Source organism: Alcaligenes sp. SMD-FA (assembly GCF_025960365.1).
GTDB classification, from domain to species: Bacteria; Pseudomonadota; Gammaproteobacteria; order Burkholderiales; family Burkholderiaceae_B; genus Alcaligenes; species Alcaligenes aquatilis.
This window is the reverse complement of the sequence record NZ_CP110108.1, coordinates 432,880-454,968: the sequence shown is the minus strand read 5'-3', so window position 1 is coordinate 454,968 and position 22,089 is coordinate 432,880. Positions and strand designations below refer to the sequence as shown.

18 protein-coding genes are annotated in these 22,089 nt (G+C 57.5%); 9 read left to right on the top strand and 9 right to left on the bottom strand.

What is annotated here, in order from left to right; genetic code table 11:
* Positions 1-17: 17 nt before the first annotated feature.
* Positions 18-1,247: a CaiB/BaiF CoA transferase family protein gene (locus tag OKX01_RS02025; protein ID WP_264672368.1), complete on the top strand. Its 1,230-nt coding sequence runs from the start codon at positions 18-20 to the stop codon at positions 1,245-1,247.
* A complete protein-coding gene (locus OKX01_RS02020) occupies positions 1,244-2,410 on the top strand; it encodes an acyl-CoA dehydrogenase family protein (RefSeq protein WP_264672367.1) in 1,167 nt (388 codons plus the stop codon). Before OKX01_RS02025 ends, OKX01_RS02020 begins: the two co-directional genes overlap by 4 nt.
* A gap of 8 nt (positions 2,411-2,418) precedes the next feature.
* Here OKX01_RS02020 and OKX01_RS02015 read toward each other — a convergent pair whose 3' ends face one another.
* Positions 2,419-3,174 (bottom strand): IclR family transcriptional regulator, encoded by a 756-nt coding sequence (locus OKX01_RS02015; RefSeq protein WP_264672366.1) that lies wholly within the window; start codon positions 3,172-3,174, stop codon positions 2,419-2,421.
* 2 nt (positions 3,175-3,176) lie between these two features.
* On the bottom strand, positions 3,177-4,004 hold the full coding sequence (nadE, locus tag OKX01_RS02010; protein WP_108728197.1) for an ammonia-dependent NAD(+) synthetase: 828 nt from the start codon (positions 4,002-4,004) through the stop codon (positions 3,177-3,179).
* A gap of 425 nt (positions 4,005-4,429) precedes the next feature.
* Here nadE and OKX01_RS02005 point away from each other — a divergent pair, with 425 nt between their 5' ends.
* The gene (locus OKX01_RS02005; protein WP_264672365.1) at positions 4,430-6,415 is read left to right on the top strand and encodes a TonB-dependent receptor; all 1,986 of its coding nucleotides are present in this window, start codon (positions 4,430-4,432) and stop codon (positions 6,413-6,415) included.
* 9 nt (positions 6,416-6,424) lie between these two features.
* The gene (locus OKX01_RS02000; protein ID WP_264672364.1) at positions 6,425-6,853 is read left to right on the top strand and encodes a hypothetical protein; all 429 of its coding nucleotides are present in this window, start codon (positions 6,425-6,427) and stop codon (positions 6,851-6,853) included.
* Positions 6,854-7,147: 294 nt separating this feature from the next.
* Here OKX01_RS02000 and ilvD read toward each other — a convergent pair whose 3' ends face one another.
* The gene (ilvD, locus tag OKX01_RS01995; protein ID WP_264672363.1) at positions 7,148-9,007 is read right to left on the bottom strand and encodes a dihydroxy-acid dehydratase; all 1,860 of its coding nucleotides are present in this window, start codon (positions 9,005-9,007) and stop codon (positions 7,148-7,150) included.
* Between the two features lie 163 nt (positions 9,008-9,170).
* On the opposite strand from ilvD, the gene ppc reads away from it, so the two are divergent.
* Together ppc and OKX01_RS01985 are read left to right on the top strand one after the other, a co-directional pair.
* Positions 9,171-12,005 carry a phosphoenolpyruvate carboxylase gene (gene ppc / locus OKX01_RS01990; RefSeq protein WP_094195483.1) on the top strand — a complete coding sequence of 945 codons (2,835 nt, stop codon included), beginning with the start codon at positions 9,171-9,173 and terminating at the stop codon, positions 12,003-12,005.
* Between the two features lie 139 nt (positions 12,006-12,144).
* Positions 12,145-12,927 (top strand): sulfite exporter TauE/SafE family protein, encoded by a 783-nt coding sequence (locus OKX01_RS01985; protein ID WP_108728204.1) that lies wholly within the window; start codon positions 12,145-12,147, stop codon positions 12,925-12,927.
* An 89-nt stretch (positions 12,928-13,016) separates the two neighbouring features.
* Here the strand turns inward: OKX01_RS01985 and OKX01_RS01980 are convergent, their stop codons facing one another.
* Complete coding sequence (locus tag OKX01_RS01980) at positions 13,017-13,586, bottom strand: class I SAM-dependent methyltransferase (protein ID WP_230018928.1); 570 nt, start codon at positions 13,584-13,586, stop codon at positions 13,017-13,019.
* 118 nt (positions 13,587-13,704) lie between these two features.
* Here OKX01_RS01980 and OKX01_RS01975 point away from each other — a divergent pair, with 118 nt between their 5' ends.
* The gene (locus tag OKX01_RS01975; RefSeq protein WP_108728206.1) at positions 13,705-13,926 is read left to right on the top strand and encodes a hypothetical protein; all 222 of its coding nucleotides are present in this window, start codon (positions 13,705-13,707) and stop codon (positions 13,924-13,926) included.
* A gap of 4 nt (positions 13,927-13,930) precedes the next feature.
* Complete coding sequence (locus OKX01_RS01970) at positions 13,931-15,145, top strand: class I SAM-dependent methyltransferase (RefSeq protein WP_264672362.1); 1,215 nt, start codon at positions 13,931-13,933, stop codon at positions 15,143-15,145.
* A 210-nt stretch (positions 15,146-15,355) separates the two neighbouring features.
* Here OKX01_RS01970 and OKX01_RS01965 read toward each other — a convergent pair whose 3' ends face one another.
* Both OKX01_RS01965 and OKX01_RS01960 read right to left on the bottom strand, forming a co-directional pair.
* On the bottom strand, positions 15,356-16,498 hold the full coding sequence (locus OKX01_RS01965; protein ID WP_230018924.1) for a tRNA CCA-pyrophosphorylase: 1,143 nt from the start codon (positions 16,496-16,498) through the stop codon (positions 15,356-15,358).
* Between the two features lie 11 nt (positions 16,499-16,509).
* Positions 16,510-18,612, bottom strand: coding sequence for a transglycosylase SLT domain-containing protein (locus tag OKX01_RS01960; RefSeq protein WP_230018922.1), 2,103 nt, complete (start codon positions 18,610-18,612; stop codon positions 16,510-16,512).
* Between OKX01_RS01960 and OKX01_RS01955 the strand changes: the two genes are divergently transcribed.
* The gene (locus OKX01_RS01955) at positions 18,611-19,240 is read left to right on the top strand and encodes a 5-formyltetrahydrofolate cyclo-ligase (RefSeq protein ID WP_094195478.1); all 630 of its coding nucleotides are present in this window, start codon (positions 18,611-18,613) and stop codon (positions 19,238-19,240) included. The two genes, OKX01_RS01960 and OKX01_RS01955, sit on opposite strands and share 2 nt — an antisense overlap.
* A gap of 177 nt (positions 19,241-19,417) precedes the next feature.
* Here the strand turns inward: OKX01_RS01955 and metF are convergent, their stop codons facing one another.
* Genes metF through ahcY form a run of 3 tightly spaced genes read right to left on the bottom strand, consistent with a single transcriptional unit; the run spans position 19,418 to position 22,032 of the window.
* Positions 19,418-20,257, bottom strand: coding sequence for a methylenetetrahydrofolate reductase [NAD(P)H] (metF, locus tag OKX01_RS01950; RefSeq protein ID WP_108728208.1), 840 nt, complete (start codon positions 20,255-20,257; stop codon positions 19,418-19,420).
* Positions 20,254-20,592: a phage holin family protein gene (locus tag OKX01_RS01945; RefSeq protein ID WP_094195476.1), complete on the bottom strand. Its 339-nt coding sequence runs from the start codon at positions 20,590-20,592 to the stop codon at positions 20,254-20,256. The genes metF and OKX01_RS01945 overlap by 4 nt, the downstream gene beginning before the upstream one ends.
* A gap of 42 nt (positions 20,593-20,634) precedes the next feature.
* Entirely contained in the window at positions 20,635-22,032 is a 1,398-nt protein-coding gene (gene ahcY / locus OKX01_RS01940; RefSeq protein ID WP_094195475.1) for an adenosylhomocysteinase, read from the bottom strand.
* Positions 22,033-22,089: the final 57 nt, after the last annotated feature.

The window sequence follows — 22,089 nt, the reverse complement described above, 5'->3', positions numbered from 1 at the left end:
TTGCCCGGGCACCTGCTATGACAGAACACAAGAAGGACAATGTGGGGCCACTAAGCGGTATTCGCATTCTGGATCTCAGCTCGGTAGTGATGGGGCCCTTTGCCACCCAGATCCTGGCGGATCTGGGGGCCGACGTGATCAAGGTGGAGTCCCCCAGCGGGGACACCATGCGGGCCGTCGGCCCGATGCGCAACGCGGCGATGGGGGCCTTGTTTCTGCACCTGAACCGCAATAAACGATCTGTGGTGCTGGATTTAAAAACCCCAGCCGGTCAAAAAGCCTGCCTGCAACTGATCCAGGAATCGGATGTGCTGCTCTACAATCTGCGCCCGGCGGCCATGGCACGTCTGGGCCTGGATTACGAGCGCGTTGCCGCTGCCAACCCAGCCATTGTGTATGTCGGCGCCTACGGCTTCGGGGAAGATGGCCCCTACGCGGGGCGCCCCGCCTACGATGATTTGATCCAGGGCATGACGGGACTAGGCCATCTCTATCAGCAGCAATCTGGTGATGTCCCCCGCTACACGCCTTTGACATTATGCGACCGCACCGTGGGTCTGCATGTGGCCGTAGCAGTGCTGGCTGGTGTCATTGAGGCTCGCCAAAGTGGCCAGGGCCAGGCCATTGAGATCCCCATGTTCGAGGCCATGGCGCATTTTGTATTAGGTGACCACTTGGGCGGCCATTCTTTTAAGCCAGCCCTGGGCTCCACCGGCTATGCCCGCCTGTTGGCCAAAGAGCGCAAGCCCTATCAAACCAGCGATGGTTTTTTGGTGCTGCTGATCTATAACGACAAGCATTGGACCAACTTTTTTTCCCTGATCGGCCAACCCGAACTGCAACAGGACCCACGTTTCAGCTCGCACTCGGCCCGTGCCATGCATATTGGCGAGGTCTATGATTTTGTGGCCTCGCAGATCAAGCAAAAGAACACGGCGTATTGGCTCCATGCCTTGCGCCAGGTCGACATCCCAGCCGCCCCCTTGTACTCCATCGAACAACTGATTGATGACGAGCATCTACAAGCGGTCAACCATCTACAGCATATGAATCACCCGACCGAGGGGCCTATCTGCACCCCCTCTCCCTTGGGCAAGTATTCGCGCACCCCGCTCAGCATTCGACGCCATGCACCCGGTCTGGGTGAACACACCGCCCAGGTTCTGGCAGAGCTGGGCTACAGCGAACAAGACATACAAGCCATGCTGGCCAGCGTTCACCCCTCATCCCGAGAACAGATCGTATGAATATCGAGTTAAGCGAAGATCAACGCGCCTTGATCCAGGCCATTGAGGCCGTTTGCCAGCAGTTTGATGACGAATACTGGCTGGCCCGCGACCAGGACGGCGTCTACCCCCATGACTTTCATCAAGCCTTGGCAGACGGTGGCTGGTTAGGCATTGCCATGCCAGAGCAATACGGCGGGGCGGGCTTGGGCATGATGGAAGCGGCCTTGATGATGCACACCATCTCCCGTACAGGCGCCGGGTTCTCGGGGGCCTCTGCCGTGCATATGAATATCTTTGGCCTGAATCCGGTCGTGGTGTTTGGTAACGACGAGCAACGCGCCCGCTTTCTGCCGCCCTTAATTCAAGGCAAAGACAAAGCCTGCTTTGGTGTCACCGAACCCAACTCCGGGCTGGATACCAGCAAGCTGGAAACCCGCGCTGTTTTGCAGGGTGATCACTATCAGGTCCATGGGCGCAAAATCTGGATTTCCACGGCACAAGTGGCCAACAAAATCCTGCTACTGGCCCGCACGACCCCGCTATCAGAAGTCAACAAACCAACGGATGGCTTGTCGCTGTTCTATACAGACCTGGATCGCAGCACCGTCGAAGTGCGTCATATCGACAAGATGGGGCGCAATGCGGTGGACTCCAACATGCTGTTTATCGACGGGCTGCGCATCCCTGTCGAGGACCGCATCGGCGAGGAAGGCAAAGGCTTTAGCTATTTGTTGCATGGGCTCAACCCTGAACGGATTTTGATCGCCTCCGAAGCCATAGGCTTGGGTAGAGCCGCCCTGGAGAAGGCCACCCTCTATGCCAAAGAACGGCACGTGTTTGGGCGGCCAATCGGACAGAACCAAGGCATACAACACCCGCTGGCTCAGGCCTGGATGCAGTTGGAAGCCGCTGATCTGGTCACTTTGAAGGCGGCAGCTTTATATGATGCAGGCAAGCCTTGCGGGGAGTACGCCAACGCCGCCAAATACCTGGCCGCCGAAGCCGGTTTCCAGTCTTGTCAGACTGCGATTCAAACCCTGGGGGGCATGGGGTATGCCAAGGAATACCATGTAGAACGCTATCTGCGCGAAAGCTTTATTCCGCGCCTGGCTCCCGTCAGCCCGCAGTTAATCATGTGCTATATCGCGGAAAAAGTGCTGGGGCTGCCCAAGTCTTATTGAGACGCGCTCTAGGCCTCTTCAATAAAACGGCAGGCTACACGCAGACGCTCCGCGTAATTTTGCAGGTTCTGTTCAATACGATAAACAGGGCCTGCAATGGAGATGGCATACACCCCACCCGATATCCGTATCGGCCAGGCAATACCGCCCACATCGGACATGGACTCACCCATATTGCTGTACCAGCCACGCTGTGCCGCAGTTTCAAGGTCAGCATTCAAACTGTCCAAGCTGGTCAAGGTCTTGCTGGTAAAGGCTTCCAAAGGCCCGTCACCTAAAAGCTGGGAACGCTCTTCCCGTGTCATCTGGGACAGCAAGGCTTTACCAATGGAGTTGGCATGAACGTGGCGCTGAGTGCCGGCCACCGCCACATAGCGAATAGGGTGCGGGGAAGAAATTACCTCCACATAGACCACTTTCTTGTCTAAATCCAGCTTGCCGAACACCACGGTTTCCTGCGTGGTGTCGCGCAATTCTTCCAGGCTGGGACGGACTTTTTCCAGTATCGGGTCTGCTTGAGAAATGCGCTGAGCCATCGCCAGCAAACGGCCCGTCGGGTAATAACCTTGCCGGCGTCCCGTCTCGTAGATATAGCCCTGCCGAGACAAGGTACGCAGCAAAGCCAGGCAACTGGACACAGGCGCATCCAGCAAGCGAGCCATTTCAGAAAGCGCTAATGGCCGCGTCTCGCGTGCAAACAGCTCGATGATCTCAATGACGCGCAACGCCGTTTTGACATTGCTCTCGGCAGGTTTGGCGCTCATGGTCAGGGCGCCACCGGCAACGCACGTTTATGGGCCGAAGCACGGAAAGTCTTGATGATGATCTGCGCGGCTTCATCCTCAATGACCTTGCCCTCCAGGAAATCATCAATCTGATCGTAGCTGACACCAAAAGCGTCTTCGTCAGGCTTCAAAGGAGTCAGGCTTTCCAGATCAGCGGTGGGAACTTTGAACACCAGGGCGTCGGATGCGCCCATTGCCGTCGCCAAGGCGCGCACGCGTCGTTTATTCAAACCCGCCAAGGGAGTGATATCAGCAGCGCCATCACCGAACTTGGTGAAAAAACCCATCAAGGCTTCAGCAGCGTGGTCAGTGCCAACCACCAAGCCCCCATTCGCCCCTGCAATCGCATACTGCGCCACCATACGCTGACGAGCTTTGATGTTGCCCATCAGGAAGTCCTGTTGCGCCGCGTCGCGGAACGTCAGGCCGCTGGCCAGCAGTTGGTCCATCATGGCATCAGAGGCGGGCTTGACGTTAACAACCAAAATCTGGTCAGGATTGATGACCTTCAGGCCATCTTGGGCGTCTTTCTCATCAGCCTGTTCACCATAAGGCAAACGCACCGCGATAAATTGCGCCGAATGACCTTGCGCGCGTGCCTGCTCGACGGCTCGCTGCGCAAGACACCCGGTTGTCAGGGAGTCCACACCACCACTAATCCCCAGAACCAGGCTGCGGCAACCAGTACGCAACAGATAATCACTTAAAAAGCGGACGCGATGTTCGATTTCTTGCTGAACATCAAAATGATCCTTTACGTCCAATTCCACACGGATACTGGCTTGCAAAGCGCGTTGATCATCAGTCATGGCGCAGGCTCTCTACACAAAGTGAACAATAGTTCGATTGTAAGGGACGGGCAGCGCAGTTGGCTGCTCCATTCAGGATCAACTCCTAGCGTAAGTACTACCCACAAGCCAAACAGACGCATCCTGATCATGGGGAATGCCTGGACATGCAACGCACGGAATAGGACCGTGCCACTAGCATCCTGGAACCGAATTTGCGGCTCGCATAGGAATAATGTCTCTTTGCATACGAATGTGAACATTAAGCATTCTCATTCGTCGCTACTATTTCAAGAGGTACCGAATATTGATCCACGATGGCCTTGCCCCATCCGCAGACAAGGAACGCATACGAGATGAAACACGCATCCCGCAGACTCCGCCCAACTCACAGACACATCCGCCTGCACGCAATCACGGCGGTATACGGCACAGCGCTCCTCCAGATGAGTCTCCCCGCACTGGGGCAGACTTCGCAGAATCAGCCAGCGGCCAACACGCCATCAGAAGCACATCAGGCCCTCGGTCTGCCTGCCATCATCGTTCATGCGCAAAAGCAGGATGAGGATATCCTGACCGTACCGGCATCTATCTCTGTCGTCGATGGGCTGACACTCGAAGAAGAAGGTGCACAAAGCCTGGAAACACTGACAGGCATGGTCAGCGGGCTGAGCTTCCAGCACATGGGACAATCCGGCCTCACCCCCCCCATCATCCGTGGCTTGAATGCCAACGTAACCTCCTTTTCTTCCTCAGTCGCACTGATCGTCGATGGAGTCGCCACACTACGCGGACAAGGTTTCGACGATCCACTGCTCGGTGTCGAACAGGTGGAAGTCCTGAAGGGGCCACAGTCGACGCTATACGGTCGCAACGCTGAGGCGGGCGTCATCAGCATCACGACCCGCAAGCCCGACAACACACCGTATGCCTTCATTTCCGCCGAGGCAGGCAACCATAAACGGCGCGCCCTGCGCTTTGACCTCAGCCATCCTCTGGTGCAGGACCAGTTGTTTCTGGGCATTGCGGGCTCCTTCAGCCGCAAGGATGGTTTCTTGGAAAACACCTGGCTAGACCAGAAGGACGGTGGCCAGATACGGCGCAGCGGCCGGTTCGCCTTGCGCTGGACACCTGGGACACGCACCGACGCCGTTCTGCGCTACACCCAAAATGAGTACCGCGATCAAGCCTCGCTCTGGGGCTCCCCCTCCTCGCCGGAACGCACCGAGATACGCTCCGGTACCGAGGGTTGGAACCGCTCCACGGCTCGTGCCTGGTCGCTAGATGTCACGCACCAATTCGACTCCAGCATCCGTCTGCGCTCGACCACTGCGCATAACACCTACGTGGACGACCTACAGCAAGACACTGACTTCCAGCCGGTCGACATAATGCACATCGGGCGCAGACACGAATTCACCACCCTGTCACAGGAACTGCGCCTGGAGGGAGGCGCAGCGGGCCAGACACGCTGGCTGGCCGGGCTGTACCTGGATGACGACAAACAGGACCTGTCCTTCAGCCAGAAAACACCCATGGCCCTAACCCTGACCAAGGGACTCCAGAAACAGCGCACTGCCGCACTGTTCACACACTGGACGATTCCCCTATCTGGCCCTTGGTCATTGGTCGCAGGTGGGCGCTTGGAGCAGACCCGCATCAGCTTCGACATGCCTGGCAAAGATCGGCAGTCACGCACCTATACGCAGGTTTCCCCCAAGCTGGCCGTACAGTATGCTGCGAACCCGAATACCAACCTGTATGCCAGCCTGTCGGAAGGCTATCGCGCCGGCGGCTTTAACGCATTCGCACCGCCCTCCTATCACGAATACGAGCCCGAGAAGGTATGGGCACTCGAATTCGGCGCCAAGGGCATCGCGCTGAACGATACGTTGCGCTACAGTGCCGCGCTATACGCCATGGACATCCGACAAATGCAGGTGCAGCAAATGGGGATACCAGGTCAGGTCTTCATCACCAACGCGGCCACTGGACGTTCCATAGGCACAGAACTCGACCTTGACTACCGACTGGCGCCAGGATGGAATCTGCAAGCGGGCCTGGCGCTGAACCGCAGCACATTTCGCAAATTCCAGGACGGTGCCCACAATTACGACGGCAACGACAACGCTTTCTCGCCCCGCATTAGCGGCTATGCCGGCCTACGCTACCAGGACAAGCACGGCTGGTACGCCCAGGCACGGTTGCACGGCGCAAGCAAGGTCTATCTGGACGCCGCCAATAAGTATTCGCGCAACGGCTTTGGCATTATCGACCTGAGCGCCGGCTACCTGCTCAAGGATGTGGAACTAACCGTCTACACCAACAACGTCACCAACCGGCGCTATGACTCGGTCGGCTTCCTGAATGGCCTGGTCACCATCTACAGCCCCCCTCGAGAGGTGGGCCTGCGCATGAGCTGGAGGTTGTGAAGCCCCTGAATGTATGGCACAGATATACCGGTACGCGGTGATATCCAGATCGCTATCCGTAACAAAGGCATCGAGGGGACCACAGGGGTTACCGGCGCGGTGCTGACCCTGATCACCGGTGCCGCAGGCGAGACCGGCTTTCACGGCATGGGTAAGGGCCGACACTTCGCGCGCCAGAATCTGCTGGCATACAAGCAGGAAATCGACGATTTCCTGACCATGCGCCGATGCGATACCGGCAAGACCATCGGTCTGTCATTTAACATCGAGGCGGTCCCTTTTCGTCCGCAAATGCAGGAACTACTCCCCATGGCCATCGCAGGCACCCTGCCCGAGCAGGATCGCGGACGCTTCGCCGACCTGTGGCAGGATCGTGTCAAACGCATGCTCTTGGAGCATGAAGAAGATCCTGCCCTGATTCAAATCCGGGATCTCTGAACCTTTGTGGTCGAACAGCACATGCCTGCCCGACATGTGCTGTTCCAGGTAATACGGCAGCGATTACTGCGTTTCACGCCATCTGTACAATGGCACACCCACAAAACTGCTGTTTGATCTTCGGATAGACAAGGTTCGCACTGCTGGAGGCCGGTTATCAATTCGGCAAGCGCATCACATGACGCATTGAGGTATCGTCAATCCAGCAAGCCTGTCACAAAGCCGCTTCGTTGAGATTGAGCTGACTCTCTGACTCCCCCTGCCTAAAGCAGGGGGCAACAACAGAACTAATGCTTAACGATCCAGCTGCGACACATCGCGCACGGCGCCACGATCGGCTGACGTCGCCAAGGCGGCATAGGCTTTCAGGGCTTGGGACACAACACGCTCGCGGTTCACTGGCTTCCAGGCCTTGGAGCCACGCGATTGCATTTCGGCACGGCGCGCCGCCAATTCCTCATCGCTGATCGCCAAGTGGATACGACGGTTGGGGATGTCGATCTCGATGGTGTCGCCATCTTGCACCAGGGCGATGTTGCCACCCTCGGCCGCTTCAGGCGAAGCGTGACCGATCACCAAGCCGGACGAACCACCGGAGAATCGGCCATCCGTAAACAAGGCCGAGCTTTTGCCCAGACCCATGGATTTCAGGTAGGAGGTGGGATACAGCATTTCCTGCATACCAGGGCCACCTTTAGGGCCTTCGTAGCGAATGATGACCACATCGCCCGCCTTGACCACGCCGTCCAGAATAGCGGCCACGGAATCATCCTGGCTTTCGTAAACGCGAGCCGTGCCATTGAAGGTCAGAATGCTTTCGTCCACACCCGCCGTTTTAACGATACAACCGTTGATGGCCAGGTTGCCATACAGCACGGCCAGACCGCCATCTTGCGAGTAGGCATGGGCCTTGTCACGGATACAGCCTTTGGCGCGGTCGCTATCCAGATCCTGGTAATAACGATCCTGGCTGAACGCCACTTGAGTCGGAATACCTCCGGGGGCCGCGCGATAGAAGTCGCTAATGGCCTTAACGTTGTCACCCTTGATGTCCCAACGCTTGATGGCTTCACGCAGGGTGCCACTGTGTACGTTGCCCACGTCCAGGTTCAGCAAATTGGCACGGCCCAGCTCGGCCAGAATCGCCATGATACCGCCCGCACGGTGCACGTCTTCCATGTGAAATTCGGGTGTGGCGGGGGCTACCTTGCACAGGCAAGGCACACGGCGCGAAATCTTGTCGATATCGGCCATCGTAAATTCCACTCCGGCTTCCTGGGCCGCGGCCAGCAAGTGCAGCACGGTATTGGTGGAACCGCCCATGGCCACGTCCAGAGTCATGGCGTTTTCAAAAGCCTGGAAGGTGGCGATATTACGTGGCAAAACGGATTCGTCGTCTTGCTCGTAGTAGCGTTTGGCCAGATCCACGATCAGGCTACCTGCGCGCTCGAACAAGCCTTGACGACGAGCGTGGGTGGCAACAATAGTGCCGTTACCAGGCAGGGACAGACCCAGGGCCTCGGTCAGGCAGTTCATGGAGTTGGCAGTAAACATGCCCGAACAGGAGCCACAGGTAGGGCAAGCGCTACGCTCAACCTCTTCAGCCTGCTCATCAGTCACATTAGGGTCTGCGGCTTGAATCATGGCATCCACCAGATCCAGCTTTTGCACCACGGTCTTGCCGTCGGGCGAGTAGACCTTGCCCGCTTCCATCGGCCCACCCGACACAAACACCACAGGAATGTTCAGGCGCATGGCGGCCATCAACATACCGGGGGTGATTTTGTCGCAGTTGGAGATACACACCATGGCGTCGGCACAGTGGGCATTGACCATGTATTCCACCGAGTCGGCGATCAGTTCGCGCGAAGGCAGGGAATACAGCATGCCGCCGTGGCCCATCGCAATACCGTCGTCCACCGCAATGGTGTTGAACTCTTTCGCCACACCGCCGACCGCTTCAATTTGACGGGCAACCAGTTGGCCCATGTCTTTCAGGTGTACGTGACCCGGTACGAATTGCGTAAAGGAGTTCACCACCGCAATGATCGGTTTGGAGAAATCCTCGTCTTTCATACCGGTGGCGCGCCACAGGGCACGCGCGCCGGCCATATTACGACCGTGGGTCGAGGTACGGGAGCGATATTGGGGCATGACTACTCTCTGAACAGGAAAATTATGTAAAGATACCTATCATAAACGTCCCAAGGCGCTTTGTGCGCGTCAAGATCGGGCAGGCGTCTTACCGTCGGGCGGCTACCGATCTGGCACCCCGAATCCTTTGCAGCAAAACCCCTTAGTTCACAGGAGATATCTTATGCCGCAGGCCGTGCCTGACCTTTCCAACCTGCTCAGACAGGACATCCGCTTTCTGGGCAAGGCCCTGGGAGAGGTGATTCGTGATAGCGAGGGAAAGGCGACCTTCACGCTGATTGAAGCCCTGCGCCGGGCTGCTGTCAGTTTCAGACGTGAACACGATCCGCAACAAGCACGGATTCTGGAAAAAGACATTCCCAAGCTGAACGATGCGCAGGCCCGCTCCGTGGCCCGTGCCTTTGCCTACTTTTTGCACCTGTCCAATATTGCCGAGGACCGCGACCAGAACCGTCGCCGCGAAGAGCAGGACCCCGAGCAATTGCTGGGCAGCCTGCAACACGCTATTCAGACCTTGATGGATCAGGGCCTGAGCGCCAAGAAAATTCGCCGCTATTTGCAAGAAGCGTGTGTGATGCCGGTGCTGACGGCCCACCCCACCGAGGTCCAGCGCCAAAGTACGCTGGCCGTGCATATGGCCATTGCCGATGAGCTAAACGGTCTGGATCACAAGGCCAGCGCTACACAATCGGCCCGCACCCAGGAAAAGCTGACCGGTCTGGTGTCCCTGCTGTGGCAAACCCGCATGCTGCGCGATCACAAGCTGACCGTGATGGACGAGATCGACAATGCGTTGGCCTATTACGGGTCCACTTTTCTGCCTACGATTCCCCAGCTCTACCACGACCTGGACCGCTTGCTGGAGCCCGGCAAGAAAAGCCTGTTGGATCAGAAAACCCGCGCTTTGCCCGCCTTTTTGCGCATGGGCAGCTGGATTGGCGGTGACCGCGACGGCAACCCCAATGTAGGCCCTGAAACGGTTGAGCAAGCCGTGCTGCGTCAATCGACACGCGCGCTGCAACACTATCTGGAGCAGATTCGTTTACTGGGTACGGAAATCTCCGTATCGGACGCATTGAACCGCGTCAGCAAAGACCTGGCGGCCTTGTCCGCCAGCAGCCAGGACCCCTCGCCACACCGCGTAGACGAGCCTTATCGCCGCAGCTTTATTCATCTATACGCCCGTATGGCAGCCACGGCGCAAACCTTGCTGGGCCGTGATCTGGCCGATCGCCCCACTTACACCGCCCCGCCCTACACCAGCCCACAAGAGTTCAAGGCTGATCTGCAAATCATTGCCGATTCCCTGGCAGAGAACAAAGGTGGCGCCATTGCGGGCCTGCGCTTGAATGAATTGATTCAAGCCGTAGAGGTTTTTGGCTTCCATCTGGCTACCTTGGATCTGCGCCAAAGCTCGGACGTACACGAGCGCGTGCTGGACGAGTTGTTCCGTGTGGCGGGCACACTGTACAAAGACGAACCCGTCAATTACCGCCAGTTGTCCGAAGAAGACCGCATCAGCCTGTTGCGCTCAGAGCTTCGTCACCACCGCCCTCTGGTATCACCCTGGTATCGCTACTCGGAAGAAACCGAGAAAGAGCTGTCTATTCTGCGCAAAGCCGCCGACTGCCGCCGCCGCTTTGGTGCACGCGCGCTGGAGCAAACCATTGTGTCGCACACCGAAACACTTAGCGACTTGCTGGAAGTGCTGGTGCTGCAACAGGAAACCGGCCTGATCGTGCCCAACTCCAACGAGCCGGAGCACCAAGGTCTGATGGTCGTGCCCTTGTTCGAGACCATCCCTGACTTGGAGCGTGGCCCGCAAATCATGCAGGAATGGCTGGACATGCCTGAAATCCGCCAGCGTGTGCGTCACGCCCAAAACAGCGTACAGGAAGTAATGCTGGGCTACTCGGACAGTAACAAGGACGGTGGCTATCTGACCTCCAACTGGACGCTGTACCGTGCTGAACGTGAATTTGCACAGGTGTTCTCGCGCCGTAAAGTACGTCTGCGTCTGTTCCATGGCCGTGGCGGCTCGGTAGGCCGAGGCGGTGGCTCCAGTTTCGACGCCATTCTGGCGCAACCTCCCGGCACCGTGAACGGACAGATTCGTCTGACCGAGCAAGGCGAGATGATTCAAGGCCGCTACAAAGATGCGGACGTGGGTCGCTGGCATCTGGAGCTATTTGTCGCCGCCACGCTGGAAGCCAGCCTGGGTTCACGCAAAGGCTCGCCCAATGACGACGAACACCTGGCAGCCTACGGTGAGGCCATGGCCTGGATGTCCGAGCAGGCACACCAAAGTTATCGCCAGTTGGTCTACGGGACGCCAAACTTTGACCAGTACTTCTTCCAGTCCACCCCTATCAAGGAAATTGCCGGCCTGAATATCGGCTCGCGTCCCTCGTCACGCAAGGCGACACAAAGCATTGAAGACCTGCGTGCCATCCCCTGGAGTTTTTCCTGGGCGCAATGTCGTCTGCCTATTCCAGGCTGGTACGGCATGGGCACGGCCTTGAACCGCTATCTGGAATCAGGGCTGCCCAACGACGGCCTGAACCGCAAAAAACGCTTGGCCCAACTGCAAACCATGGCGCGTGACTGGGCTTTCTTCCGTACCCTGCTGTCCAATATGGAACAGGTACTGGCCAAGACCGATCTGGATATCGGCCTGAAATACGCTGGCCTGGTCGAAGACGAGGAACTACGCGAAGGCATCTTCACGCAAATCCGGAACGAATTCGAGCTGACACACCGACTGTTCCGTGAAATTACCGGCCACGAGCTGCTGGCACACGATCAGGCCTTGCAAGATGCCCTGGCCGAACGTTTTGCCTACATTGACCCGCTGAACCACTTGCAGGTGGAGCTGCTGCGCCGCCATCGCCGTCAAGGTGACAAAGCCAGCAAACCGACTCGCAGCGGTGTCAACAAGCAGCACGTCATTCACCTGACGATCAACGGTATTGCAGCCGGCCTGCGTAACTCGGGCTAACGCAAAACCATAAAAAGCTTGTCTGTTAATTACTTTTATACATAAGCTAATTTCCAAAAGAAGTTAGGAGGGTACAATAAGCCATTACTACGCTTTTTGAAAAAGGCGTGATCCCCACCAGGGTCACGCCATCTGGCTTATGGCACTCGCAATTATTCTAGGAATTCTGACTGGCCTGTCGCTGGGTTTGACAGGCGCGGGGGGCGGCATTTTGGCCGTGCCCGCTCTGGTGCTGGGCATGGGTTACACCATGACGGCAGCCACGCCTGTGGCCTTGCTGGCGGTGGGTGCAGCCGCCCTGGTGGGCGCACTGGATGGTTTATACAAGCATATCGTGCGCTATAGAGCGGCCATGTTCATGGCCGTCACGGGCGCTTTGGTGACGTCCCTGGGGGTACGCATCAGCCATGCCTTGCCGGAAAAAGTACTGGTGACCTTGTTTGTCGTCATCATGCTGTGGATTGCCACCAAGATGCTGCGCCGTCCTACGGACACAGTACATACCCATACACCCTGTTGCCTGAATCCAGAAACCGGCCGCCTGCGCTGGACACCAGTGGGCACAGCCACCCTGGCCTCCATCGGAGCGGTAGCGGGTTTATTTTCAGGCATGTTGGGCGTGGGCGGCGGCTTTCTGATCGTGCCTGCCTTAAAGCGTTTCAGCGACCTGTCCATGCACAGCATTGTGGCCACATCACTGATGCTGATCGCCTTGATTTCCTTAAGTGCCTCGGCCATGAGCCTGGCACACGGGGCGGTGATTCCCGTGAGCGGCTGGGTATTTGTGACCGCAGCGATGGTTGGAATGGTAATAGGCCGAAAACTGGCCCCTCATATCCCTCCCCTACGTTTGCAACAAGGCTTCAGCATTCTGACCGTTGTTGTGGCCCTGTCCATGCTGGCACGCACTTATCTGTTTTAAGCCGAAATGCGGCACGCACAATCCCGCTCCAGCAACATCGGATACCTCGTTGAGCCAAGCACAGCACTTGGCTCAAAACTGAACACGCTTTATTCGCAGATACTGCCACCACCGTCCTGCGGGTTCAGGCGGTAATCGCTGAAAGAGCCACCTTCACGCGGGCGCACCGCCACAATGCGCTGAACAATATGGTCCGGATCAGCCCGGAAACCATGCTCATACGCCACGATATCCAGCTCTGCACACCAACGCAGCAACTCCCCTGCTTGCAATAGAAAATCCGGGTTACGCGGCGTGTTGTACTGCTCGTTGCCCACCCCAAAGGTTTCGTAAACCAGCACCCCGCCCGGCTCCAGGCTTTCCAGCAAGGTAGGCATCAAGGGACGCCACAGATACTTGGTCACCACCAGGGCATTGAACTTGCGCCCGGCAAAAGGCCAGGGACCGTTTTCAATATCAGCCTGGATGATTTCCCCATAAGGTGATGTCGCTGCCACGGCTTCCGGATCCCGATCCACGCCAATCACGGTATTGCCGCGCTCGGCCAACCAGCGGGCATTGCGCCCCCGGCCACAGGCCACATCCAGGACCGTGCCCGGATTCGGAATCAAATGGGCCCAAGCCTGTAACCAGGCGCTGGCCTGTCCCCTGTCGTTCATCCCCACCCCTTTGCTAAACAGACAAAACGCTCATGGTAACGCAGCAGTGGGCAAGCTCAAGCACGCCACTGGCCTGGGCTACAATTGGCCCCGGTTCCACGCTATTTTTTGAGGGTGTATGAAAGTTCTGCTGCAAAAACCCATATTGCTGATGGCCGTTCTGTGCCTGCCTTTATGGTTTATCTACGGCAACTTCATCCTGGCCGCTGTCACCTCCATCCTGATCGGGATGCTGGTGGGCATGATCCGCACCCTGCATCAAGTGACTGAGGCCAAAAAAGCCAGCGCCAAGAGCGCCACCCCGGCTTCTTCCGAGACACCTAACGACGAGCCCAACTGACGCCATGAACGTACTGTCTGCCCCTGCCTTGCCACACGGTTTACCTCCCCTGTCAGACGAGCTGAAAGAACATGTCGCGCAGGTCAACCATTACTTGCTGGATCGCATTGAGGATGAAGGCGGTTTCTTGCCTTTCGATCAATGGATGCACCATGCTCTGTACGCCCCGCATCTGGGCTACTACAGCGGCGGCAGCACCAAGTTTGGCAGCACCCTTCCTACTGGTGACTTTACGACGGCACCTGAACTCTCTCCCCTGTTCGCCCAAACCTTGAGCCGCCAGGTGATGGAAGTGCTGGAAGGCAGCCAAACGCTGAACATTCTGGAATTTGGCGCGGGCAGTGGCGCTTTGGCCCAAGCGCTGATTACCGAGCTGCGCCAGCAAGGTATCGAGCCGCAATACTCGATTCTGGAAGTATCGCCTGACCTGCGTGTGCGTCAGCAAGAGCGTCTGGCGCCCCTGCAAGCGCAAGTGCAATGGCTGGACAGCACACCACACAGCTTCAAGGGCTGCGTGGTGGCCAATGAGGTTCTGGATGCCATGCCAACCAGCCTGTTCACTTTTGATGTAGAAGGCAAGGTGCTGGAGGTGGGTGTTATTGCGGCGGACGACAGCACAGCCCACGGCCTACCGGCGCCTTTTTATCTGGCCACTCGCCCGGCACCCGAGCATCTGGCGACGCTGGTAGCCGAGCGTGTTCAAGCCCAGCCTTTTTACCTATCGGAAATCAATCTGCAGGCCGAAGCCTGGGTGCGCGGCATAGGCTCTTGGCTGAAACGAGGTGCAGCAATTTTGATTGACTACGGTTTTCCGCAGCGCGAGTACTATCACCCGCAGCGTGACAAAGGCACCTTGATGTGCCACTTCCGCCATTTTGCCCATGCCGAACCGCTGGTTCTGGCTGGCTTGCAGGACATCACCGCCCACGTGGATTTCACGGCCATGGCAGATGCCGCTTTGGAAGCCGGATTGGATGTGCTGGGCTACACCAGTCAGGCACGCTTTCTGATGAACTGTGGCATTACCAATTTCCTGGCCTCGCCCCCAGAAGACCCATCACCCGCCGTCCAGCAGCAATGGGCGCAGACCATGAGTGCCGCCAACAAGCTGCTGTCCGAAGCAGAAATGGGGGAACTGTTCAAGGTAATGATCATTGGGCGTAATGTTTCTGCCCCTATGCTGGGCACGATGAGCGGAGACCGACGCGAACGTCTGTAAGTACATTGCCTGTTTCGGGCGACGGCCACGCTACAAAGGGAATTGTGCCGATCACCCTTCACCTTGCCTGGAAGGCAAGACAGCAAGCTGAATGGCCTATCCACTTCATAACCTAAAGCGGGAACCCGCACACGGCCTCAAACGAAGGAGCAAAAGATAAGCGGCCAATAGGCCGCTTATCTACTTTTGAGCTATCGGTAGCACACAAAACTAAACCGACTGCTCCAGGGCAGCCAATCTAGCCGCACGCACCGCTTCCCGAATTCTGCCGGGTTCAGCCTTGAACTGCGCGGCAACGGCACCGGCATCTACACTGGCCATGACTGCCCGCAATTGATCCCACTCACGCTCTGGAACCGCCCTCAGACAGGCCGCCGCACTGATCAACTGCATGAAACGCTCAGGCTTGCGCAAGGCATCCAGCGACTCCATGACTTGCAAGGCAGACTCCACGTCGGCACGAGGCTCCAGCAAAGCAGGGCTGGCCAACAGCACAGGCAATAAGCGAGCCTGATCCCGCCATTCCGAAGGAGCGCGAATCTGCTCCGCCACCTGCGCAGGTGCTTCCGAGAGATGGCACAGAACAGCAAAGCAGCTTGCCAGATCCAAGCGTCTGTCTTTGGCGATCTGTACTTGCTGACCTACCTGATCGTTGTAATTCAAGCTAGGCATGACACGCTCCAGCGCGCCCACTTCCCGTAGCACGTCGAACATGCGAGCGGGCTGCTTGGCAGACAAGCCTTTGCTTACTTCCAGATAGATGCGCTCGGGCACCAGTTCGTCCACTTCACCCTGCTCGACCAGTTCACGCGCCAGGGCCCAGGTCTCGTTGGCCACAGTGAACTCGGTAAAGCGGGCCGCAAACCGCGCCAGCCGCAGCAAGCGCACCGGGTCTTCGCTAAACGCCACGCCCACATGACGGAACAGCCGAGCCTGCAAATCCGCCAGACCATTCAAGGGGTCGTGCAAATTCCCCGCCGCATCCACGGCCATCGCATTAATGGTCAGATCACGGCGGCGTAAATCATCCGCCAAGCTCACGTCTGTACCGGTGTAAAAGGTAAAGCCCTTGTAGCCACGGCCAGACTTGCGCTCGGTGCGGGCCAGCGCAAACTCTTCTTTGCTATGAGGATTCAGAAAGACCGGGAAGTCACCGCCCACAGGCACAAAACCTCGGGCAGCCAATGCTTCGGGCCTGGCTCCCACAACAACCCAGTCCTTGTCGCCCGCAGGCAAACCCAGCAAGGCATCGCGCACCGCGCCACCCACCACATAGACCTGCAAACCTTCCAAAACAGGATCTGGCGGCCCCATCAGGGCCGCCAAGGCTGTTTGCTGTCTGTCATCAAGCATGGACGAATTCATCAAGGCGAAATCGTACCCAAACGCCCTTTCAGGGACTGCGGCCGACCACTGAACATCATGGAGTAGTAAGTCGCGTTAGAGAGCACATTCTTTACATACAAGCGTGTTTCGGTAAAAGGGATGGTTTCGGCAAAAATGGCCCCTTCAACCGATCCATTCAAACGCGAGCGCCACTGCCGGGGGCGACCTGGACCGGCGTTATAACCTGCCGACGCCAGCACCTGGGAGCCATCCAACTGTCCCAGCACGATGTTCAGGTAGTTGGTACCCAGCACCGTATTGACCTCGAATTCGTTCACACGAGACGGCGAGAAATCGTGCATATCAATCTTTTTGGCGACCCATTTGGCCGTTGCAGGCATCAGTTGCATCAAGCCCGACGCTCCGACACCCGAACGCGCATCGGTAATAAAGCGCGACTCCTGGCGGATCAGGCCATAGACCCAAGCCGGATCCAGATTGATGGACTGGGCCTGCTCGGTCACACGACCTTCAAAAGGAGCGATAAAGCGCTGGCTGAAATCAATCTCGTTCTTGGTCAACAAGGAGGTATTCACCACCCGGTCGTAAATATGCTGCTCACGGGCGAACTCGGCGGCGGCCCGCAACTGCCGGTCGTTCATGCCGCGCAAGGCAAAGTTCCACTCCGGTACGGCCTCTGGACGCCAGCCCAGCTTGAACAGTTCCACCGCGCGCAGCAAGCCCGCATTGGTACGCGCATCCTGCATATCCAAAGGCGTCAAAGGCTGTGGCTGAGGAGGCAAGGACGGGGTCAGACCCAATTCTTCTGTTGCCAACTGACCATAAAAGTTCAAATCGCCCACAATGGACTGGAACTTGGCACGAGCCTGATCTGTGTGACCCAATGCCTGATGCGCACGCCCCGACCAATACACCCAGACTGGTTCAGCCTTTTGCGCATCGTTCATCTTGTCGATAGCGGCAGAGACATGCTTCCAGTCAATGGTGGCCTGGCGCAATTCGGCGCGCACTTGCCAAGCATTGTTGTAATCCGTCATGGGGGTACGGCCAGAACGTCGATACCATTTAGCCGCGTCATCTTCTACCCGCAGGGCACTGATCAGACCGAACTGGCCCCAGACCCAGTTCAAGTTTTCCTGAGGGATTTTGCCAGCCCAGGTACGGTCAATATACGCCGCTGCGACATCACGCTGACCACGGCCCAGACGGGACAAGGCCAAGGACACCAGCTCCGGATTGACCGAGCTGTTGTTTGCGTTGCGATCCAGCCACTTCTGCGGCGAGGCCATCAAAGCGGTGTAATCCTTCATTTGCGACGCTGTGAAGATAATCGCAGCCAGACGACGCGCCTGGGCTGTACGGTTACTTTCCAAGGCATCACGCATCAGGTCGCGGACTTGATTCTTGCTGACCACTTTACGGTCATACAACTGATCCAGTGCCGACCAGCAAGCCTGGCTGGGTGAGAAAGACGCCAACAAGTCCTGCACATCCACAGCTTGCCCTGCCGCATTCTGCGCCGAAGCCACTGCACATTTCACGGCCGAAGAGGGGGCGTAAACCGGAGCCAGCTCACGCACCAGCGCATAGTTGCCGCTACGTGCAGCCGCCACAATCCAGTCGGACTTCAAACGGTTTTCCAGGTATTCGTCTTGATTGCTGCTCAGGAACAAACGAACTTGCTCATCGGGCACGGGGGTGGTCGTATCTTGCAAAATCCGTCGCAAGCGCCAGTATTGGGCATAAGAGCCCAGGACAGGGTCATTGGCCGCAATCGGAGCCAAGGCATCCAGCGTCGACCAGCGCTTGGCCTGCATGGCATCACGAGCGTCAATCAAAGCCTGACGAGCAGTTGGCGGCACAGGCGGGACGCGGTCCCAGCGACGTACGGCCTCTTTGGCTGGCTGCAAGACAAGGGCTTGCTTGGCGACGACGGGATCCGGGGAATGAGTCTGGGCTTGAGGAGATTGAGACCCCGCACAGCCGACCAAACCCAGTGCAAACACCATCAAGGCGCTCAAGGACGGACGAGGCAGCGCGGGCACCATGCCCCAAGCTGGTGTTTTCTGGTACTTTAGCTGGTTGATACCCATAGTGACGGCCTTTAGAAAATCACCCATGATTCAGAACGTAGAGCATAACGCAGCCGCGCTGCGCACGCGACTAAAAGACCTGCGTGCAGGACAGCCTGCCATCGACACCAACCGGGGCGCTTTGCTGATCCGGGGCCGTCTGTTCACCTGGCTGGCCACCAATCGCAGCCGCCTGCGTGAACAAGGCCGTACCGAACCGACCACCATTGCCGCTTTCTGGCCTATGGCCGAAGAACCGGACCTGCGCCCCTTGCTGCTTCAATGGGTGGAAGAAGAAGGCATCAATGTCTGTCTGCCTGTAGTTAAAGAGGCCGATGCCCCATTGAGCTTTGTCGAATGGACACCCGAGACCAACATGGAGAAGGGACGCTACGGCATCGAAATCCCGATTTCCAACAAGACCCTGCAACCGGACATTGTCCTGGTCCCCACCCTGGGCTATACCCGCCAGGGCGATCGCCTGGGCTACGGCAAAGGATACTACGACCGGACTTTGGCGGCGCTGAAAGAGCAGAACCACACGTTTACCAGCATTGGGATTGCCTGGGCCGTGGGCGACTTGTCGGGCCAGTCCTACCAGCCCGCCCCGCACGACCAACGCCTGGACAGTATTCTGACCGATAAAGGCTGGGCAGTGCCCGCGCCGGAACTGTAAATCTTCTTTCCTGGCAGCCCAGCGTTGGGGCACCATGCTGTTCCTTCTGAGCGGCTCTGGCCCGCAGATACCGGACAATCGGCATGCGCTGGCCTTCGAATAAACGATCAGTTCTATCACGTCCCAGTAAAAAACCCGCCAATACCTTGGCGGGTTTTTGCTGAACACCAGCGGTGACTAACGCCAGGTCAGATTTGGCAAGATAGCCATGCTCGCGTCTGCCCCATTCAGGGTGTACATGTGAATACCCGGCGCCCCGCCATCGAGCAGGTCCTGGCACAAGCGTGCCACCACATCGATCCCAAAAGCACGAATCGACGCGCGATCATCACCAAAGTCAGCCAGACGCAAACGAATCCAGCGCGGTACTTCTGCACCGCACATGGTCGAGAAACGCAGCAACTGGGACGAATTGGTAATGGGCATGATGCCCGGAGTGATCGGAATCGTAACGCCTTGGGCCTGGGCCCGTTCAACAAAGCTGAAGTAGGAGTCCGGGTTAAAGAAATACTGCGTGATCGCCCCGTGCGCCCCCGCATTGACCTTGTTCACAAAGTGAGCCAGATCATCCCCAAAACCTGTGGCCTGGGGGTGCATTTCAGGGTAAGCGGCCACTTCGATATGGAAGTGCTCGCCGTAGTTTTCACGAATGAAGGCCACCAGATCGCTGGCGTAGCGCAGCTCGCCTGCATCCCCCCCCATCCCCGAGGGCAAATCACCACGCAGGGCCACGATACGTCGTATGCCCTGGTCGCGGTAATTGTCCAGCATCTCGCTAAGCTGTGCGGGTGCCGTACCAATGCATGACAGGTGCGGCGCCACATCAAAACCCAGTTTTTGCAGCAATGCCACCGCATCGACTGTGCCAGCCCGCGTGGAGCCACCGGCTCCAAACGTCATGCTGACATAGGCGGGGTTCAAGCCCATTAAGGTCTTGGCGGTGCGCACCAGTTTTTCCTGCGCCGCGATGTCTCGCGGCGGGAAAAACTCCAGGCTCAAGGTTTGCTTGTTACTCATTTAATTAATAGTCCCGACAGCAGCCCGGAGACCAGACTGTAGACGATAGCCCCAATCACGGCCCACCAGAATCCCTCAACCTGGAAACCTTTGAGGATAGAGCCGGCAAACCAGAACACTAAAGCATTGAGCACCAACAGGAACAAACCCAAAGTCACAATGGTGATGGGCAAGGTCAGCACAATCAACAAGGGTTTGACCAGGGTATTGAGCAAGCCCAGTACCAGCGCAGCTATCAGGGCCGAGCCAAACGACGCCACGACAATGCCGGGCAGAATGTAGGCAACAACCAGCAAGGCAACAGCATTCAGGATCCAGACGAGTAGCAAAGTCATAATAGGGCTCCAAGAAGTGGCGTCCGAAGACGCCAGTGCGTTTTAGTAGCGGTAGTGCTCGGCCTTGAATGGTCCTTGCACAGGCACGTTGATGTAATCCGCCTGCGCCTGGGACAAGGTCGACAAATTCACACCCAATTTCTTCAAGTGCAAACGAGCGACTTTTTCGTCCAGGTGCTTGGGCAGTACATATACTTTACCCGTTTCATAGTGATCACCACGAGTGAACAGTTCAATTTGTGCAATGGTCTGGTTCGTGAACGAAGCCGACATCACAAACGAAGGGTGGCCAGTGGCGCAGCCCAGGTTCACCAGACGACCTTGAGCCAGCAAGATGATGCGCTTGCCGTCAGGGAAAATAACGTGATCAACCTGAGGTTTGATCTCTTCCCACTCCAGATCCTCAATGGAGGCCACGTCGATTTCGTTATCGAAGTGACCGATGTTGCACACGATCGCCTGGTCTTTCATACGCTCCATGTGCGAGCGGTCAATCACGTGGTAGTTGCCGGTAGCGGTCACGAAGATATCGGCTTTGTCAGCGGCTTCTTCCATGGTCACCACGCGGTAGCCTTCCATCGAGGCTTGCAGGGCGCAGATAGGGTCAATTTCAGTCACCCAAACCTGGGCACGCAAGGCAGCCAGTGCCTGGGCACAACCTTTACCCACGTCGCCAAAACCGCACACCACGGCGATCTTGCCAGCGACCATCACGTCGGTCGCGCGCTTGATACCATCGACCAGGGACTCGCGGCAGCCATACAGGTTATCGAACTTGGACTTGGTCACCGAATCGTTGACGTTGATGGCAGGGAAAGCCAGCTCACCTTTATTGGCCATCTGGTACAGACGGTGCACGCCGGTGGTGGTCTCTTCGGTCACGCCCTTGATTTGGGCCAGACGGGTGGAGTACCAGGTTTTGTCATTTTGCAAACGGGCACGGATGGAGGCGAACATGACGCGCTCTTCTTCGCTGCCGGGTTTGTCCAGAACGGACAGATCTTTTTCAGCACGGGCACCCAGGTGCAGCAACAAGGTTGCGTCGCCACCGTCGTCCAGAATCATGTTGGCCTGCTCACCGGGCCAGTCAAAAATGTCGTGAGCGTACTGCCAGTACTCTTCCAGGGTTTCGCCCTTGACGGCGAACACAGGCACGCCAGAGGCAGCAATAGCCGCAGCAGCGTGGTCTTGAGTGGAGAAGATGTTGCACGATGCCCAGCGCACTTCAGCGCCCAGGGCCGTCAGGGTTTCAATCAGAACCCCGGTTTGAATCGTCATGTGCAAACTGCCGGCAATGCGCGCGCCCTTCAAGGGCTGGGAGGCAGCAAATTCCTCGCGAGTGGCCATCAGGCCAGGCATTTCGGTCTCGGCAATGGTCAGCTCGCGGCGGCCCCATTCAGCCAAGGAAATATCGGCAATTTTGTAATCGGTAAAAGTCACAGTCGGGCTCCGTTATACGGCACGCAGACTGCACGGAGAGCAAATGAATTCTCACCA